We start from the raw sequence: 16,984 nt of genomic DNA, 5'->3' as shown, positions 1-16,984 counted from the left end.
CGTGATTTAAGGTCAGCTTCTGGTTCGGCCCCGGCAGCCCCCTGTCCGGCCCCTGACCAGGCCCTGGAGGACGGGCGGCCGGACCCTTGCCGGCTCGGCGGAACACCCTTGCCGCCCCTGGTCAGCCTTCCACCGGGGTGAGCAGAGCGCGGCTGACCATGCCCACCGAGTCGTCCAGGGCGGCGACCACGGCCCGGTAGGCGAGCGGTGCGTGGCGCAGCTCGCGCAGCGCCAGCACGGTGGCCCAGGCCGCCGCCCGGGCACGGTCGATGCTCCAGGCCCCGAGCACGTGCAGCAGCGGCTCGGTGAGCCTGAGCGGGTCGGACTCCGGCAGCAGCTCCGCCCGGACCTGCGCCTCCACCTGGGCCAGCAGATCGTTGATCCGGTGGTAGTCCGCCTCGAAGGAGAGCGGATCGCGGCCGAGCCGCGCGGCGGTGTCCATCACGGCGAGCGGCAGGTCGTGCTCGATGTGGGTGTTCATCCCGGACAGCGCGGCCTGGAGCGGGTACACCCCGGGCCGCCGGCGCAGCTCGAAGAGCGGGCGCCAGCAGGCCGGCGGGCGCCGCCCGGCCGCATCCGCGTCGACGGCGGCCAGGTACCGCCCGGCGAAGAGCACGTCCAGCGTCGCCAGCGCGGCGGGGTCGGCGAAGTATCCGTCACCCAGTCTGGCGTCGACCAACTCGGTGACGGTCAGGTACATCCGGTGGAAGACGCCGACCCCGTCGCCCGGCGGGAACCCGGGCGCGAGCCCGCGCATCCGGGCAATGACCTGATCGACCGTCAGGATCGGCTCCTGGAGCAGCTCTGTCATGGCGTCACCTCCGGCCTCCGGGTGGGGAGTCCAGCCTGTCAAATCGAGCGGCTGTACGGGATCGACCGGACGGGTGATCCTGGTGTTCGGACGCTTCGCGGCTGGGGGCAGGGCCTCACAGCGCCCCGGCGTCGCGGGCCGTCCACACCGACGGGTAGAGCGGTCGCCAGCCCAGTTCCGCGCGGAGCGCCGCGTTGCTCGCCGTCATCTCCCACGGGTCCCCGTCCACCAGCGCCGTCGCCCCGGCCGGCAGCGCCTGCCCGTGCAACTGGTGCAGGTCGAGGCTGCTGACCGGGGCGTCGTCCGCCACGTTGTAGGTCCGCCCGGCCGCCTGCGGTGAGCTCAGCGCCCGCCGGAGCGCCTGCGCGACGTCGGCGTGGTGCACCACTGTCAGCCGCTTGTGCGCGGGCCACCGGCCGGTGAAGCGCAGCGCGTCGCGCAGGTGGCTGTCGCCCTCCCCGTACACGAAGGCCAGTCGCAGCACGGTCAGCTCCAGCGCTCCGCCCAGGGCCCGCAGCCCGGCCTCCGCCTGCGCCTTCGAGACGGGGTAGGCGGTCGCTCCCGCCCCGGGCTCGGCCGGGTCGCTCTCCACGGCCGGGCGCCCGAGGCCGCCGGGGTGGACCAGGTTGGTGCTGGCCTGGACGAACCTGGTCACCCCAGCCCGAGCCGCCTGCTCGCCCAGCGCGACGGCCGCGTCCCGGTTCACCGCGAGGGCCTCCTCGTCGGGCACCCCGCGGAAGGCCGCCGCCACGTTCACCACCGCCGTGGCGCCCGCCAGCGCCTTCGCCCGGTCCCCGGCGTCGCGCAGATCGCCGGTCACCACCTCCACCCCGGCCCGGGCCGCCGCCTCGACCCGCGCGGCATCGCGGACCAGGACCCGCACCGCGTCGGCCCCCGCCCACTGGACGAGCCGCGGCAGGAACCGCCGCCCCACCTGGCCGGTCGCTCCGGTCAGCAGGATCTTCGTCATCGTGCGCTCCTCATGCTCTGCCCGGACGGGTGTGCCGGGCTCGGCACCACAGTGCAGCGCCCGGGCGCCGGGCGGCAGAGACCTCCTGAGCAGCGGATGCGCCAGCCAGGGACCGGCGGTCCCTGGATCCGGCGGCCGGAAGGTCCGATGCTGGAGGCATGACCGATCGCCGGGAACTCGCCGACTTCCTCAGCCGCCGCCGGGCCCGCCTCACGCCCGCGGCCGTCGGGCTGCCGCCCGGCGCCCGCCGCCGCACCCCCGGGCTGCGCCGGGAGGAGGTCGCCGGGCTGGCCGGGCTCTCGGTCGACTACTACGCGCGCCTGGAGCAGGCCCGCGGCCCGCAGCCGTCACCGCCGCTGCTCGCCGCGCTGGCCCGGGCGCTGCGGCTGAGCGACGACGAGCGGGACCACCTCTTCCACCTCGCCGGCCACGAACCGCCGCGCGGGCAGCGGACGCTGACGCATGTGCGGCCCGGGCTGCTGCTGATCCTGGACCGTCTGCACGACACGCCCGCCCAGGTGATCTCCGACCTCGGCGACGTGCTGGCGCAGAACGCGATGGCCGCCGCGATGAGCGGGTCGCTGGGCCAACTCCCGCCGGGGGAGCGGAATATCGTGCGGCGCTGGTTCACCGTGCCCGGGGCCAGGGGCCTGTTCCCGGCAGCCGATCACGAGCAGCTCGGCCGGGCCCACGTGGCCAGTCTGCGGGCCGTCCACGCGGCCCGGCCCACCGATCCCGAGGCGGCCGCACTGGTGGCGGAACTGCTGGCCAGGAGTGCCGAGTTCCGCGAGCTGTGGGAGCGGCACGACGTCGCGGTCCGGCGCAGCGGGCGCAAGACCTTCCTGCACCCGGTGGTCGGGCCGCTCGAACTGGACTGCGAGGTGCTGGCGGGAGCGGGCGAGGGGCAGTTGCTGGTGGTCTGCACGGCCGACCCCGGCAGCGACACGGCCGGGCGGTTGGAGCTGCTGCGGGTGGTCGGCCAGCAGCAGCTGGCCGGGCAGCGCGGCTGACTGCCCTGGCTGACCGGCATGGCCGACCAGTGCGGCCGGCCAGCCGTCAGAACTGCTTGCCGGTCAGCGCTCAGCGCAGGCCAGGGCGGTCAGCTCGGTGCGGGAGAGCTTGCCGGCCGCGCTGATCGGCAGCGCCGCCAGGGCCAGCAACTGCTCCGGGAGCTTGCGGCGTTCGAGTCCGCGCTCGGACTCCAGGAACCGGTTCAACTCGGCCAGGGTGGGGGTGGGCAGGCCCTGGCGCGGTACCACGCAGGCACAGAGCCGCTCGCCGAGGTCCGGGTCCGGGACGCCCACGCAGACGGCCTCGGCCAGCGCCGGGTGGGCGCCCACGTGCCGCTCCACCTCGGCCGGACTGATCGAGTAGCCGCCGCGCTTGACCAGTTGGCTGCTGCGGCGCAGCAGCCGCAGCCGCCCGTCGGTGGTCAGCAGGCCGTGGTCGCCGCTGCGGACCCAGCCGCCCGGCGCCCGGCGCCGCGCGTCCAGCTCGGGTGCGCCGAGGTAGCAGAGTGGAGTCATCGGGCCGCGCGTCCACAGTTCGCCCGCAGTGTCCGGCGGCAGTTCCCGGCCGTGCTCGTCCCGGACCGTGAACGCGCAGACCGCCGGGTCGGGGTGGCCGAGCAGCGTCGTGTCCTCGGTCCAGGCGTGGTGCTCGATACGGCAGTTGACGCCGTCCGAGGAGCCGTAGAGGTTGCTCACCGGGCAGCCGAAGCGCTCCAGGCAGGCGGCGAGCAGCGGGGCGGGCAGCCCGTCACAGCTGGCGATCACCGCGCGCAGCGAGCCGAGGTCCTCGTCCGGCTCGGGGGGCAGCAGGGTCATCCGGCGGAGCATGGTGGCCACCCCGAACAGGTGGGTGGGGCGGTGGCGGGTGACGGCCCGCAGCGCGGTGCGGGCGTCGAAGCCGTCCAGCAGGACGAGGGTGGCGCCGTGCCGGTAGAGCGAGACGACGCCCAGCGAGCCGTACGAGGAGGCCAGCGGCACCAGCACCAGCGGGCGTGGCCGCGGGACGCCCGCGTACACCGCGCGCAGGTAGTTGCCGCGGCCGCCCGCCATCGCATTGTGCGAGTAGGCGATCATCTTGGGCGCGGACTCGGAGCCGGAGGAGACCAGGATCCGGGCCGGCGCCTGCGGGTCGGCGCCGACCGGATCAAAGGCGGCCGGGTCGAAAGCGCCCCCATCGAGGGCACCCGGATCAAGGGCGGCCGGGTCGGTGCCCGCTGGCTGCGGATGCAGCAGCGGGGTGCCGGACGGCGCAGCCCGGTCGAAGCTGAACAGCAGCGGCTCGACCGGGAGCCGACCGAGCAGCGGTGCGATCTCGCGGACCGTCGCCGCGGTGGCGATCAGCGCGCCGGCCCGGGAGCGGGCCAGCAGCGAGAGCGCCTCGCCGCTGCCCCGGCCGTCCGGGAAGGTCAGGGCGACCGCGCCGAGCGCCGCCACCGCCAGCTCGGCCACCACGGCCGGCCAGCCGTTCGGCAGCCGGATCGCCACGATCTCCCGTTCCGCGACCCCGGCCCGGCGCAACCGCCCGGCGACCGCGCACACCCGGCGGTCGAGCTCGGCGTAGTCCAGGCTCCCGCCCGGGTCGATCACCGCAGGCCGGTCGGGGTGGCTGTGCACCCGCTGCCGGAACAGCCGGTAGAGGTCCTGGTCCGGGTAGTGGCCCTGCGCCGACCAGGTGCGCCGCAGCTCCTGGGGCACCAGATCGGGCAGTTCGACGCCCCGCCGGGAGAGCCAGGGCCCGCGCTCGTCGGCCGTGCGGTGGCCGGGCACGCGGTCGCCGGGCGCACGGCGCCGGGTCGGTGCGGTCATCGGTGGAACTCCCAGGGGGCGCGGGGCAGCAGGCAGCCGTCGCGGTGGAGGGCGTCGGCGAAGCGGGGGTCGGCGGCCAGCTCGGCGGGTGTCGCCGGGCGGGCAGCGGGGCCGGGCGCGGGCGCGGCGGACGCGCAGGCCGGGGAGGCCGTGTCGAGCAGGGTGACGGCGGCCGACCAGAGCGAGGTCTCCACCCGCTGGCCGCGGCCCGTGACGGTGCGCGCCAGCAGTGCGGCGAGCACCGCCTCGGCGCTGATCAGGCCGCCGAAGACGTCGGTGATGGTCATCAGCGAGGGCGCGGCCGGCCGTCCGGGCGGGGTGACCAGGGCCGCCAGCCCGCTGTGCGCCTGCACCGGGTAGTCGGTGCCGAACGGTGCCTTCGCCCCGAACACCTCGCCCCAGCCGGAGGCCCAGGCGTGCACCAGCCCCGGCCGCTCGGCGAGCAGCCGCTCCGCGCCCAGCCCGAAGGCCTCGGCCTTGCCGGGGGCGAGGTTGTGCAGGAAGACGTCGGCCGTGTCGACCAGTTCGCGGATCGTGCGCTGCCCGCCGGGCGAGCGCGGATCCGCCTCGACCACCTGCTTGCCGTGGTTGAGCGCGTGGAACCGGGCCGAGACCTCGCCCGTCATCGGCGGCACCCCGCGCAGCGGGTCGCCGCCGAGCGGCTCCACCCGCACCACCCGGGCGCCGAGCAGGGCGAGCAACCGGCTGGCCAGCGGCCCCTGCAGGCGCCGGGTCAGCTCCACCACGACCACTCCGTCCAGCGGTCGCCCCGGTGGTCCCGGTGGTCCCGCTGCGCGCTGCTCGCCCCGGGGGCCCGGCGGGCCGACCGCACCGGGCGCCGGGGCGATCCGCCACGGCGGCCCCGGGTGGCCGGCGGGGCCGCCCGTGCGGACCGGGAGGATCCCGACACCCGCGGCGGTCGCCGCCGCGGCGAGCTCGTGGTACGGCAAAGCGGCGGTGGCCGCGCAGAGTTCGGCGGGCAGTGAACAGCGAGCGGTGGCGTACCGCAACTGGAAGGGCGGCCAGCCGCGCCCGATCACCCGGCGGTCGACGCCGAGCCGCGACCAGAACGCCAGCCACTGGCCCGGCTCCAGCGCCTCGATCTCGAACCGCACGCCGTCGACACTGCTGAACGGCGGCCCGTCCACACCAGGCCCGTCCACGGCTCCCGGTGCCCGCGCCGGTTCCGCCCGCTCCTCGAACTCCGCCGCTTCGTCGGCGGTGGCCGCCGCGATGTACTGGCCGACCGTCACCAGCGCCGCTCCCGCGACGGAGGTGCGCACCTCACGGACCGGGTGCCCGTGGAGCCCCGCGTACCTCGCGGCGAGCAGGCCCTGCACCGCCAGCACCCCGGCCGCCGCGCTCGCGTAGTCGATGCCGAGCGGTGTCGGCCGGCCGTAGCGCCGCCCGTGCACCGCGCTGATCCCGCAGGCCGCCTGGACCCCGGCCTCGTCGGCGAGCGGGAGCCGCACCGGCCCGGCCCAGTCGATCACGCAGTCGACGCCCGGTGCTCCGGAGCCGCCGAGCCCCAGCCACCCCGCCGCGCTCCCGCAGCTGCGCTCCGCGGCCCGAGGCGGCGCCGCCGTGCAGCCCAGCGCCAGCAGGTGACGGGTGGCCAGCCGAACCGCCGTGCCGGTACCGGCCGTTGCCAGCGGTACGCCGGTGAGCGGGGCGGTCGGGGAAGGCGTGCTGCCGGATCGGCGAAGGAGCGAACCGTCGGCCACGGCGGGCCAGTTCGCGCTGCTCCGTGGCATCGGTCCTCATGGGGGTGACAGCGGGCGGCGGAAGGTGCGGGTGAGCTTGATGGGGCACGGATGAACTCGCGTGCCCTCTGTGACGAGAGTATCACTTGAGGTGATGGCTGATGATCGAGCGCCCCGCGCGCACATTCCCGCCCGTCGAGTGAAAGAGAGCACAGTGCAGGCCTCTCCCGGAGCGCTTGCGGATCATGGCACAATGACGGCAGAACCAAGCAGCAGTACAGAGCAGTGCAATCAGTGACGTTCAGCGCACTCCGGGGTCGGTGAAAATCCGAACCGGCGGTTACAGTCCGCGACCCGTCCGCAGCCAGCGGCCGGTTGACCAGGTGAAACTCCTGGACCGACGGTTAAAGTCCGGATGGGAGGCGTGCGCGACGGATCGAGCGGTGCCGTGGTCCCCTTCCCGGGGTGGCCGCGTTCTTCAGGCAGTGGCGCGGTGCGTCCACTCCCGTTCAGGGGTGGCGTCTCCGGCGTTGCGACGCCTGTGCTCCCGTTGGATCCGTGTCTGCTTCCCAGTCTTTGCCGCCCCGGAGTCCGCGCCTCTAGCGCGAGGAGAACCCGGGTGTTCACCGGCATCATCGAAGAGCTCGGCGAGGTCGTCTCCATCGAGGAGTTCGGCGATTCCTCGCGCATCCGCCTGCGCGGCCCCCTGGCCTGTACCGGTGCCCGCCACGGCGACTCCATCGCGGTCAACGGCGTCTGCCTCACCGTGGTCGACAGTCCCGAGGAACTCGGTTCCGGGAGCGGCGAGTTCAGTGCCGACGTGATGGCCGAGACGCTGCGCCGCTCCAGCCTCGGGGCGCTCGGGCCCGGTTCGCGGGTCAACCTGGAACGCGCGATGGCGCTCGGCGCCCGGCTCGGCGGCCACCTGGTCCAGGGGCACGTCGACGCCACCGGCGCCCTGGTCGGCCGCGAGCCCGGCGAGCTCGACGCGGACGGCAAGCCGCGCTGGGAGGTGCTGCGGTTCTCGCTCCCGGCGGACATCTCGCGCTACCTGGTGGACAAGGGCTCGATCACCGTCGACGGCGTCAGCCTCACCGTGGTGGAGGCCGCCGCCGACAGCTTCACGGTCAGCCTGATCCCGGCCACCCTCGCGCTGACCACCCTCGGGGCCAAGAAGGTCGGCGAGCCGGTCAACCTCGAAGTGGACGTGCTCGCCAAGTACGTCGAGCGACTGCTGGAGTCCCGGGCGATCCCCGGCCTCACCGCCGCCGGCCTCACCGTCGCCGGCCTCACCACCGCCTCCGACGAAGCCCCGAAGGACGCCTCGTGAACTGGCTCAACAGCGTCGCCTTCTCGATATTCGGTCAGCGCGTGCTGTGGACCGACATGATCGGCAACCTGCTCGGCCTGGGTGCGCTGGCGCTCGGCTGGCGTCGCTCGATCGCCAGCTGGCCGGTCCAACTCCTCTCCGGCGTAGTGCTGTTCGGCGCCTTCGCGACGGGCCACCTGTCCGGCCTGGCCGGCAAGCAGGTGATCGTGATCGTCACCGCGCTCTGGGGCTGGCTCCAGTGGCGGCGCGGCAAGCGCGACACGGGTGAGATCGAGGTCCGGTTCGCCACCTGGACCGAGCGCCTGCTGCTCGTCGGCGCCACCGCGGTGGCCACCGTGGGCCTGGCGCTGCTCTTCACCCACTACTCCTGGATGTCCTGGAGCCCGTGGTCCGACGCCTACATCTTCACCGGCACGCTGGCCGCGATGGTCGCCCAGGCCCGCGGCTGGGTGGAGTTCTGGATCGCCTGGATCGCCGTCGACGTGGTCGGCGTCCCGCTGGCCTTCAACAACGGCTACGCCTTCTCCGGCCTGACCTACAGCATCTACTTCGTCCTGGTACTGGCGGGCCTGCGCGCCTGGTGGCTGCGCAGCCGCACCCCCCGTACCGCCCCCGCCCCGACCTTCCAGGGAGTAACGGCATGAGCACCAGCTCCACTGACCTGACCCTCGACCCGGTCGAGCGCGCCATCGCCGACATCGCGGCCGGCCGCGCGGTGATCGTGGTCGACGACGAGAACCGCGAGAACGAGGGCGACCTGATCTTCGCCGCCACCGCCGCGACGCCCGAACTGCTGGCCTTCACCATCCGCTACACCTCCGGTGTGATCTGCGTGCCGGTCACCCAGGAGGACGCCGACCGGCTGAACCTGCCGCCGATGACCCGGGTGAACGAGGACCGCAAGGGCACCGCGTACACCGTCTCGGTGGACGCCCGCGAGGTGGAGTCCACCGGGATCTCCGCCGCCGACCGCGCGCTGACCGTCCGTCTGCTGGGTGAACCGGACAGCACCGCTTCGGACTTCACCCGTCCGGGGCACGTCTTCCCGCTGCGCGCCGTGGACGGCGGCGTCCTGGTCCGGCCGGGCCACACCGAGGCCGGCGTCGACCTGGCCCGGCTGGCCGGCCTGCCCCCGGCCGCCGCGATCTGCGAGGTGGTCAACGACGACGGCACCATGGCCCGGCTGCCCGACCTGGTCGCCTTCGCCCGCGAGCACGGCCTGGCGATCATCTCGATCGAGGACCTGATCGCCTACCGCCGCCGCACCGAGCAGCACGTGGACCGGGTCGCGGTCACCGGGCTGCCCACCCTGCACGGCGAGTTCACCGCCGTCGGCTACCGCAGCACCCTCGACGGGGTCGAGCACATCGCCCTGGTCGCCGGCGGCCTGGACGCCGAGGGCCGGCTGCCCGACGGCGAGGACGTGCTGGTCCGGGTCCACTCCGAGTGCCTGACCGGCGACGTCTTCGGCTCGCTGCGCTGCGACTGCGGTCCGCAGCTGCAGTCCTCCCTCGCACAGGTGGCCGAGGCCGGCCGCGGCGTGGTGCTCTACCTGCGCGGGCACGAGGGGCGCGGCATCGGCCTGGGCCCCAAGCTGCGCGCCTACGAGCTCCAGGAGCGGGGCCACGACACGGTGGACGCCAACCTGGAACTGGGCCTGCCCGCCGACGCCCGCGACTACAGCATCGGCGCCCAGATGCTCACCGACCTCGGGGTGCGCTCGCTGACCCTGCTCACCAACAACCCGGAGAAGCTCACCGCGCTCACCGACCACGGACTCAAGGTCAAGGGCCGCGAGCCGATCCCGGTGCAGGCGGGCGAGCACAACCTGGCCTACCTGCTGACCAAGCGCGACCGGATGGGCCACGACCTGCCGTGGCTCGTCGGCTGAACCCGTTTCGTCCCACCCGACGTACCGACCGGAAGGAACCACCATCGTGAGCGGCCACGGAGCCCCCGAGATCACCGTCGACAACGCCCAGGACCTGCGGGTCGCGGTGGTCGCCGCCCAGTGGCACACCCAGGTGATGGACGGGCTGCTGGACGGTGCCCGGCGCGCCCTGAAGGAGCTGGGGATCGCCGAGCCCACCGTGCTGCGGGTGCCCGGCACCTTCGAGCTGCCGGTCGCCGCCAAGCGCCTGGCCGAGCGCGGCTACGACGCCGTGGTCGCCCTCGGCGTGGTGATCCGCGGCGGCACCCCGCACTTCGACTACGTCTGCGAGGCGGCCACCCTCGGGCTCACCCAGGTCAGCGTCGACACCGGCGTCCCGGTCGGCTTCGGCGTGCTGACCTGCGACAACGAGGAGCAGGCGATCGACCGCGCCGGCCTGCCCGGCTCGGCGGAGGACAAGGGCCACGAGGCGGTCACCGCAGCGGTCGCCACCGCCGCCGCCCTGCGCGCGCTGGGCTGACGCGCGCCGTCACCGGGCGGGACGCCGACCGTCGAACCGGCGTCCACCTCGGTGTCCAGCACGGTGTCCACCGTGCGGGACGCTTTCCACCCGCCCCGCGATACCCCGTATGGTGAGAGCCATCATGGCTTCCAAGACATTCGAGGAGCTCTTCGTCGAGCTCCAGCAGAAGGCCGCCACCGGCGACCCCGCGTCCTCCCGTACCGCCCAGCTGGTCGAGCAGGGGGTCCATGCCATCGGCAAGAAGGTGGTCGAGGAAGCCGCCGAGGTCTGGATGGCCGCGGAGTTCCAGACCAAGGAGCAGACCGCCGAGGAGATCTCGCAGCTGCTGTACCACCTTCAGGTGATGATGGTCGCCCGTGGTCTGACCCTCGACGACGTCTACGCCTACCTCTGACCCGCCCCGCGCGCGTCCCACCGCAGTTCTCCCACGTTCCGTACCGCACCGCTCCCACAGCGAAGGACTCTCCTCTCATGCTGCGCATCGCCCTCCCCAACAAGGGTTCGCTCTCGGGTCCCGCGGCGGAGATGCTCCATGAGGCCGGCTACCGCCAGCGCAAGGACCCCAAGGAACTGGTCCTGGTCGACCCGGAGAACCAGGTCGAGTTCTTCTTCCTGCGTCCGCGCGACATCGCGGTCTACGTCGGTTCGGGCCGCCTGGACGTCGGGATCACCGGGCGTGACCTGCTGCTGGACTCCGCGGCCGGTGCCGAGGAGGTGCTGTCGCTGGGCTTCGGCGGCTCGACCTTCCGGTTCGCCGGGCCGGCCGGCTCGCCCAAGGACGTCAAGGGCCTGGAGGGCCGGCGGATCGCCACCTCCTACACCGGCCTGGTCGAGCAGCACCTGGCCGAGCACGGCGTCACCGCCACGGTGACCAAGCTGGACGGTGCGGTGGAGACCGCGGTGCAGCTGGGCGTGGCCGACGTGATCGCCGACGTGGTGGAGACCGGCACCAGCCTGCGCAATGCCGGTCTCGAGGTCTTCGGCGAGCCGATCCTGGTCTCCGACGCCGTGGTGATCCGCCCCAAGGGCGCCGGCGAGGACCCGCGGATCGAGCAGTTCATGCGCCGGCTGCAGGGCGTGCTGGTGGCCCGCCGCTACGTGCTGATGGACTACGACATCCGGGCCGAGAAGGTCGGCGAGGCGGTCGCGCTGACGCCGGGGCTGGAGTCGCCGACCGTCTCCCCGCTGCACACCGAGGGCTGGGTCGCGGTCCGTTCGATGGTGCTCCGCAAGGAGGCCCAGCGGATCATGGACGACCTGTGGGGGATCGGCGCCCGGGGCGTCCTGGTCACCAACATCCACGCCTGCCGCCTCTGACGTCCCCCTCGACGTCCCGCACGTGACCGGGAGTTCCACCGCCATGCCTGCCACCGCCGACAACCGCCCCGACGCGCCCGTGCTGCCCGCGCTGCCCACGGTGTGGGCCCCGCGCCGCAACCGCCTGGTGCTGCTGCCGGCCAGCGCGCTGCTGGTGCTGGTCTTCGGCGGCATGGCGGTGATCCTCCCGGCCAGCTGGCAGCTGAACGACCGGATCATGCTCACCCTGCTGGGCCTGGTCTTCGCCGGGGTGGGCCTGATGCTGGCCCGCCCCAAGGTGCTGGCCGACGCCGAGGGCATCACGGTGGTCAACTTCCTGCGCAGCCGTCGCCTGCAGTGGGCGGAGATCGTGCGGGTGAACCTGCGCCAGGGCGACCCGTGGGTCACCCTGGACCTGACCGACGGGACCTCGCTGGCCGCCGTCGGGATCCAGCCGGGCGGCGGGCGCGAGCAGGCGGTGCGGGCCGCCCGCGGCCTGCGCGACCTCGTCGAGGTGCACGGCGCGGCGAGCGAGCCCAGCACGGTCTGAGACCCGCTCCGACGGGTCCGGGAGCAGGCTCCAGGGCACCCCCACAGGTGCCAAGGTTTCGAACAGGTATCGTTTAGCCTGGTAAAGGCAGGGCAAAACCGCCCTGGCCCTGTGGCCCAGCGACCTGAGGAGTGACTCTCCCCCTCGATGGACGATCCGTCCGGCAGTAGTACCGCCGCCTCTCTCCCGAAACCCAGACCCTGGACCGATCGAGAGCAGGCGGCACTGTGATCACCGCCTGGCTGCTCCTGGGAGCGGCCGTTCTGCTGATTCTCGCCAACGGCCTCTTCGTGGCCGCCGAGTTCTCCCTGGTCACCGTGGACCGCAGCGCGGTCGAGCGGGCCGCCCAGGGCGGCGACCGCCGAGCGGTGGGCCTGCGCAAGGCGCTGCGCCACCTCTCCTTCGAACTGTCCGGCGCCCAGCTCGGCATCACCGTCACCTCCCTGGTGGTCGGCATGCTCGCCGAGCCGGCGCTCTCGGTGCTGCTCGGCCCGGTGCTCACCGGGATCGGTGTGCCCGAGGGAGCCGCCACCGGCGTGGCCGTGGTGGTCGGCATGCTGGCCGCCACCGTGCTGCAGATGGTGATCGGCGAGCTGGTCCCGAAGAACTGGGCGATCTCCCGCCCGTTCCAGGTGGCCCGGGCGCTGGCCGGCCCGCAGCGCGCCTTCTCCGCGGTGTGCCGCCCGCTGATCGCGGGCCTCAACGGCAGCGCCAACCGCCTGGTGCGCTCGCTCGGGATGGAGCCCACCGAGGAGCTGGAGCACGCCCGCACCCCCGGCGAACTGGCTTTCCTCGCCCAGCACTCGGCCAGGGCCGGGGCGATAGAGGAGGACGCCGCGCTGCTCTTCGTGCGTACCCTGAGCCTGGCGGAGCTGACCGCCCAGAGCGTGATGACGCCCCGGGTGGACGTCGCGGCGCTGCAACGCGACGCGACCGCCGCCGACGTGGTGAACCTGACCCGGGCCACCGGCTTCTCCCGCTTCCCGGTCTACCGGGACAGCCTGGACGAGGTCACCGGGACGGTCACCCTCAAGGACGCGCTCGGCGTGCCGCCCGAGCGCCGCGCCGAGGTGCGGATCGCCGAACTGGCGGGCGCGCCGCTGCTGGTGCCCGAGACCCTGCCGGCCGAGCAGCTGCTCGACCAGCTCCGCCGCCGCCAGCCGATGGCCATCGTGATCGACGAGTACGGCGGCACGGCGGGCGTGGTGACCCTGGAGGACATCGTCGAGGAGATCGTCGGCGAGGTGCGCGACGAGCACGACCCGGGCACCACCCCCGAGCTGCTCGCGGTGCCGCCGGTGGCCGGCCGCCCGACCTGGCTGGCCGACGGGCGGGCCCGGATCGACCAGCTGGAGAGCATTGGCCTGAACGCCCCGCACGGGCCGTACGAGACGCTGGCCGGCCTGCTCGCCGACCGGCTCGGCCGGCTGCCCGCCCCCGGTGACCAGGCGGACCTGCCCGGCTGGGAGCTGACCGTGCAGGCCGTGGACCGGCACCGCACCAGCCGGGTGCGCCTGGTGCGCCTGCCCGAGGCGGGGGAGTCGAAGTGATCTTCCTGCAGCTCTTCGCCTCGGTCCTGCTGCTGCTCGGCAACGCCTACTTCGTCGGCGCCGAGTTCGCGGTGATCTCGGTGCGCCGCAGCCAGCTCGAACCGCTGGCCGAGGCCGGCGACAAGCGGGCCAGGACCATGATGGGCGCGCTCTCGCAGGTCTCGGCGCTGCTGGCCGCCGCCCAACTGGGCATCACGGTCTGCTCGCTGCTGCTCGGCGCGCTCGCCGAACCGACCATCGCCCACCTGCTGGAGGGCCCCTTCCAGGCGGTCGGGATCCCGGCACTGCTGGTGCACGGGGTCTCCTACGTGCTGGCGCTGGCCCTGGTGGTCTTCCTGCACATGGTGATCGGCGAGATGGTGCCGAAGAACGTCGCGCTGGCCGCTCCGGCACGGGCCGCGCTCCTGCTGGGCCCGCCGCTGGCGGGGCTGGCCCGGCTGCTGGCGCCGCTGATCCGGTTCCTGAACGCCTTCGCCAACCTGGTGCTGCGGGCCTTCAAGGTCGAGCCCAAGGACGAGGTGGAGTCGGTCTTCACCTCCGAGCAGCTGCTCTGGATCATGGCCGAGTCGCGGGCGGCCGGTCTGCTGGCCGAGGCCGAGCAGGAGCGTCTGGAGGACGCGTTGGAGCTGGGTCACCGCCCGGTCCGCGAGGTGCTGCTGCCGTTCGACCAGCTGGTCACGGTCGACCCGACGGTCACCGTGCGCCAACTGGAGCAGCTGGCGGTGGCCACCGGGTTCTCCCGCTTCCCGGTGCTCGACGCGGAGCAGCAGATCGTCGGCTACCTGCACATCAAGGACGTGCTGGAGCTGGAGGACCCGCAGGCGCCGGTGCCGGTGCGGCTGTGGCGGCCGGTCACCGTGGTGGGGGAGCGGATGCCGCTGGACGACGCGCTCACCGCGATGCGCCGCGCGGCGGCCCACCTGGCGGCGGTCACGGCGGCGGACGGGCGCACGCTGGGCCTGGTGACGCTGGAGGACGTGCTGGAGGAGCTGGTCGGCGAGATGCACGACCCGGACCACCGGCAGGCCGTCGCCTGACCGCTCGCCATGACCGCTCGCCATGACCGATGCCGGGGCCGACCCGGGCGCGCCGCTCGGGCCCGCCCGGGTCAGCCCCGTCCGTCGATCAGCTCGCCGTAGGCCTGCACCAGGTCGGGCAGCCGCAACGTCGCCAGGTCCTCCCGGTTCGGGCGCTCGCGGCACAGGGTGAGCCGCAGGTCGCGGTAGGCGCAGGACTTCTCGTAGAGGGTCCGGATGAACCGCCCGTTGCCCAGCTCGTCGATCCAGCCCTCGCCGACCACGTGGGCGCAGATGCTGGCCAGCTCGTCCGCCGCGTCCTCGTCCCAGCCGTCGCCGACCCGGGCGGCCAGCGCGCTGCCGATCGCGGTGAGCTCGGCGGGGCGGTAGCTGGGGAAGTCGACCCGGGTGGTGAAGCGGGAGTTGAGGCCGGGGTTGGCGGCCAGCAGGCGGTTCATCCCCTCGGGGTAGCCGGCCAGGATCACCACCAGCCGGTCCCGGTTGTCCTCGGCCCGCTTGAGCAGCACCTGCAGCGCTTCGTCGCCGTACGCGTCGCCCTTGCTGTAGCCGGAGTTGGCCAGGCTGTACGCCTCGTCGATGAAGAGCACGCCGTCCAGCGCCGAGTCGATCAGCTCGTTCGCCTTCACCGCGGTCTGACCGAGGAACTCACCCACCAGGTCGGCGCGCTGGGCCTCCACCAGGTGGTCCCCGGAGAGCAGGCCGAGGGCGTGGAAGACCTGGCCGAGAATCCGCGCCACCGTGGTCTTGCCGGTGCCGGAGGGCCCGGAGAAGACGAAGTGGCGCTTGGGCGGCTGCACCGGCAGGCCCTGCTCGGCCCGCAGCCCGGCCATCCGCAGCTGCGCGGAGAGCGCCCGCACCTGACGCTTGACCGGGTCCAGGCCGACCATCTGCTCCAGTGCCGCCAGTGCGGCGTCCAGCCGCCGCTGCCCGGCCGCCGGATCCTCGGGCGCGCCGGCGGCACCGCCCGCCCGGAGTGCGGCCGGTTCGCCACGGCCCGCCTCCTGGCCGGCACCGGGGCCACCGTCGGCGGGCAGGCCCTCGGCCGCCACGCCTTCGGTGGGCGCGCCGTCGCCGCCCCCGGCCTCGGTCCCGCCGGACCGCTCGGCCACCGGCCGATCGGTCACCTGGAGCGGCCCGGGGTCGGGCTCCTCGGCGCCGGTGCCGTTCTCCGGCCCCGCGCCCTCCAGCTCCCCGCCGCCGGGGAAGCCGGCCTCCGGACCGCCGCTCTCCGACCAGCCCGTTTCGCCGAACGCGCCCTCACTGAACGCGCCCTCGCCGTAGCCCGGGTCGCTGTAACCGCCTTCGCCGAACGCCGTCTCCAGCACCCCGCCGGTCCCGCCGAGCAGGTCCAGCGCGGCGGTGTCCACCCCCGTCGGCTCCTCCGCCAGGCCCTCCCCGGCGCCGAAGGCGGGCAGCTCCTCCAGCAGTCCGAGACCGTCCTCGGCGGCGATCGCCGCCAGCCGGGCGGCGGTGTCCATGAAGGCCGGGTCGGCCCGGTGCACCGAGCGGTAGAGCGGCAGTGCGGCGGCGCTGCGCCCGGCGCCCTCGTAGGCCCGGGCCAGCCAGTAGCGCAGCTCCTTGCGCTGCGGCTGCTCCGAGCGGCAGCGGGCCAGCGAGGCGGCCAGCGGGGTCTGCGCCTGGGCGCACATGTCCAGGCGCACCCGGGCCATCCCGCCGAACAGTCCGGCCTCGATACCGAGCAGCGGGTCGTCGAGCAACTGGTCGGTGTCCCTGATGAGTTGCTCCCAGTCCTTGAGCAGGTAGGAGCGGCAGGCGTGCAGGAAGCGCACCGAAGGGTCCTGGTCGGCGGGCGGGCACTGGACCATCGCGCGGTCGAGCTCGGCCAGGTGCCGGCCGTCCAGCCAGTGCGAGGCGTGCGCCAGCGCCAGGTCCCGCTGGTCCTCCAGCACCGGCTGCACCCACCAGCCCAGCCAGTACCAGGAGCTGAGCGGGCGCTGGTGGCGACGGCGCTGTTCGCCGAAACGTTTCTTGTGGCGGTGCATGGCCAGCAGCGCGCCCGAGGTGTCGCAGCGCAGCGCGTGCAGGCCGAGCCAGGCGTCGGCCATGCTCGGGTCGAGCCGGACGGCGGTGCGGAACTCCTCCTCGGCGCGCGCGTAGGCGCCGGCCGTGTAGGCGTCCATCGCCCGCAGCCAGGCCCGGTCGGCGGGCCCGTAGGGCCCGGTGCCGCCGGAACGGTCAAGACTGGTCACTCACGCCCCCCGTGGTGTGCACCGAGGCCCGGTCGTTGGCGGGTCAGCGCCGTGCACCCCGGACGCAGCAGCGTCTGCCCGGAATCGTACCCGCGTGACGCTGATCCGGAAGAGTGCCGTGCAAGTCCAAATCACTGGTACGCGTTGACCGTTGGCGTACTGACGGTTTGCTGTCGTGTCTGCTCGGGACCATGCCCAGCGCGGGCCGCCGGAAAACGGCGCGGCACCTCCGGCTCACGGGGGAACGAGTCGGAGGTGCCGCGTCTAGTTGCGAGATCAACAATCTCGCTCCGTGGA

At 73.9% G+C, this 16,984-nt stretch carries 15 protein-coding genes and 1 riboswitch; of the genes, 10 read left to right on the top strand and 5 right to left on the bottom strand.

Annotated features, from left to right (window positions below; genetic code table 11):
• Positions 1-121 precede the first annotated feature (121 nt).
• Together OG294_RS07110 and OG294_RS07105 are read right to left on the bottom strand one after the other, a co-directional pair.
• Positions 122-811 (bottom strand): DUF5995 family protein, encoded by a 690-nt coding sequence (locus tag OG294_RS07110; RefSeq protein WP_327065566.1) that lies wholly within the window; start codon positions 809-811, stop codon positions 122-124.
• A 115-nt stretch (positions 812-926) separates the two neighbouring features.
• Positions 927-1,781, bottom strand: coding sequence for an NAD-dependent epimerase/dehydratase family protein (locus OG294_RS07105; protein ID WP_327065565.1), 855 nt, complete (start codon positions 1,779-1,781; stop codon positions 927-929).
• Positions 1,782-1,939: 158 nt separating this feature from the next.
• Here OG294_RS07105 and OG294_RS07100 point away from each other — a divergent pair, with 158 nt between their 5' ends.
• The gene (locus OG294_RS07100; protein WP_327065564.1) at positions 1,940-2,791 is read left to right on the top strand and encodes a helix-turn-helix transcriptional regulator; all 852 of its coding nucleotides are present in this window, start codon (positions 1,940-1,942) and stop codon (positions 2,789-2,791) included.
• Positions 2,792-2,854: 63 nt separating this feature from the next.
• On the opposite strand, the gene OG294_RS07095 is transcribed toward OG294_RS07100, so the two are convergent.
• Positions 2,855-4,597, bottom strand: a complete 1,743-nt coding sequence (locus tag OG294_RS07095; RefSeq protein WP_327065563.1) for a class I adenylate-forming enzyme family protein — start codon at positions 4,595-4,597, stop codon at positions 2,855-2,857.
• On the bottom strand, positions 4,594-6,351 hold the full coding sequence (locus tag OG294_RS07090; RefSeq protein WP_327065562.1) for a CoA transferase: 1,758 nt from the start codon (positions 6,349-6,351) through the stop codon (positions 4,594-4,596). Before OG294_RS07090 ends, OG294_RS07095 begins: the two co-directional genes overlap by 4 nt.
• 252 nt (positions 6,352-6,603) lie before the next feature.
• Positions 6,604-6,731, top strand: a riboswitch (FMN riboswitch).
• 188 nt (positions 6,732-6,919) lie between these two features.
• Here OG294_RS07090 and OG294_RS07085 point away from each other — a divergent pair.
• The 9 genes from OG294_RS07085 to OG294_RS07045 all read left to right on the top strand — a co-directional run bounded on the left by OG294_RS07085 (position 6,920) and on the right by OG294_RS07045 (position 14,477).
• Positions 6,920-7,630 carry a riboflavin synthase gene (locus OG294_RS07085; protein ID WP_327065561.1) on the top strand — a complete coding sequence of 237 codons (711 nt, stop codon included), beginning with the start codon at positions 6,920-6,922 and terminating at the stop codon, positions 7,628-7,630.
• Complete coding sequence (locus OG294_RS07080) at positions 7,627-8,274, top strand: nicotinamide mononucleotide transporter family protein (protein ID WP_327065560.1); 648 nt, start codon at positions 7,627-7,629, stop codon at positions 8,272-8,274. Before OG294_RS07085 ends, OG294_RS07080 begins: the two co-directional genes overlap by 4 nt.
• A complete protein-coding gene (locus tag OG294_RS07075; protein WP_327065559.1) occupies positions 8,271-9,521 on the top strand; it encodes a bifunctional 3,4-dihydroxy-2-butanone-4-phosphate synthase/GTP cyclohydrolase II in 1,251 nt (416 codons plus the stop codon). The genes OG294_RS07080 and OG294_RS07075 overlap by 4 nt, the downstream gene beginning before the upstream one ends.
• A gap of 46 nt (positions 9,522-9,567) precedes the next feature.
• Positions 9,568-10,041, top strand: coding sequence for a 6,7-dimethyl-8-ribityllumazine synthase (gene ribH, locus OG294_RS07070; RefSeq protein WP_327065558.1), 474 nt, complete (start codon positions 9,568-9,570; stop codon positions 10,039-10,041).
• A 124-nt stretch (positions 10,042-10,165) separates the two neighbouring features.
• Positions 10,166-10,438, top strand: coding sequence for a phosphoribosyl-ATP diphosphatase (locus tag OG294_RS07065; protein ID WP_327065557.1), 273 nt, complete (start codon positions 10,166-10,168; stop codon positions 10,436-10,438).
• 77 nt (positions 10,439-10,515) lie between these two features.
• Positions 10,516-11,361 carry an ATP phosphoribosyltransferase gene (hisG, locus tag OG294_RS07060; RefSeq protein ID WP_327065556.1) on the top strand — a complete coding sequence of 282 codons (846 nt, stop codon included), beginning with the start codon at positions 10,516-10,518 and terminating at the stop codon, positions 11,359-11,361.
• A gap of 43 nt (positions 11,362-11,404) precedes the next feature.
• Complete coding sequence (locus OG294_RS07055) at positions 11,405-11,890, top strand: PH domain-containing protein (protein WP_327065555.1); 486 nt, start codon at positions 11,405-11,407, stop codon at positions 11,888-11,890.
• 227 nt (positions 11,891-12,117) lie between these two features.
• The gene (locus tag OG294_RS07050; protein WP_327065554.1) at positions 12,118-13,440 is read left to right on the top strand and encodes a hemolysin family protein; all 1,323 of its coding nucleotides are present in this window, start codon (positions 12,118-12,120) and stop codon (positions 13,438-13,440) included.
• Complete coding sequence (locus OG294_RS07045; protein ID WP_327065553.1) at positions 13,437-14,477, top strand: hemolysin family protein; 1,041 nt, start codon at positions 13,437-13,439, stop codon at positions 14,475-14,477. The genes OG294_RS07050 and OG294_RS07045 overlap by 4 nt, the downstream gene beginning before the upstream one ends.
• 71 nt (positions 14,478-14,548) lie before the next feature.
• Here the strand turns inward: OG294_RS07045 and OG294_RS07040 are convergent, their stop codons facing one another.
• Positions 14,549-16,687 carry an AAA family ATPase gene (locus OG294_RS07040; protein ID WP_442789117.1) on the bottom strand — a complete coding sequence of 713 codons (2,139 nt, stop codon included), beginning with the start codon at positions 16,685-16,687 and terminating at the stop codon, positions 14,549-14,551.
• Between the last annotated feature and the right edge of the window lie 297 nt (positions 16,688-16,984).

The sequence above is a fragment of the Kitasatospora sp. NBC_01302 genome (genome assembly GCF_035976515.1).
Classification (GTDB): domain Bacteria; phylum Actinomycetota; class Actinomycetes; order Streptomycetales; family Streptomycetaceae; genus Kitasatospora.
This window is presented reverse-complemented; position numbering and strand designations above follow the sequence as displayed.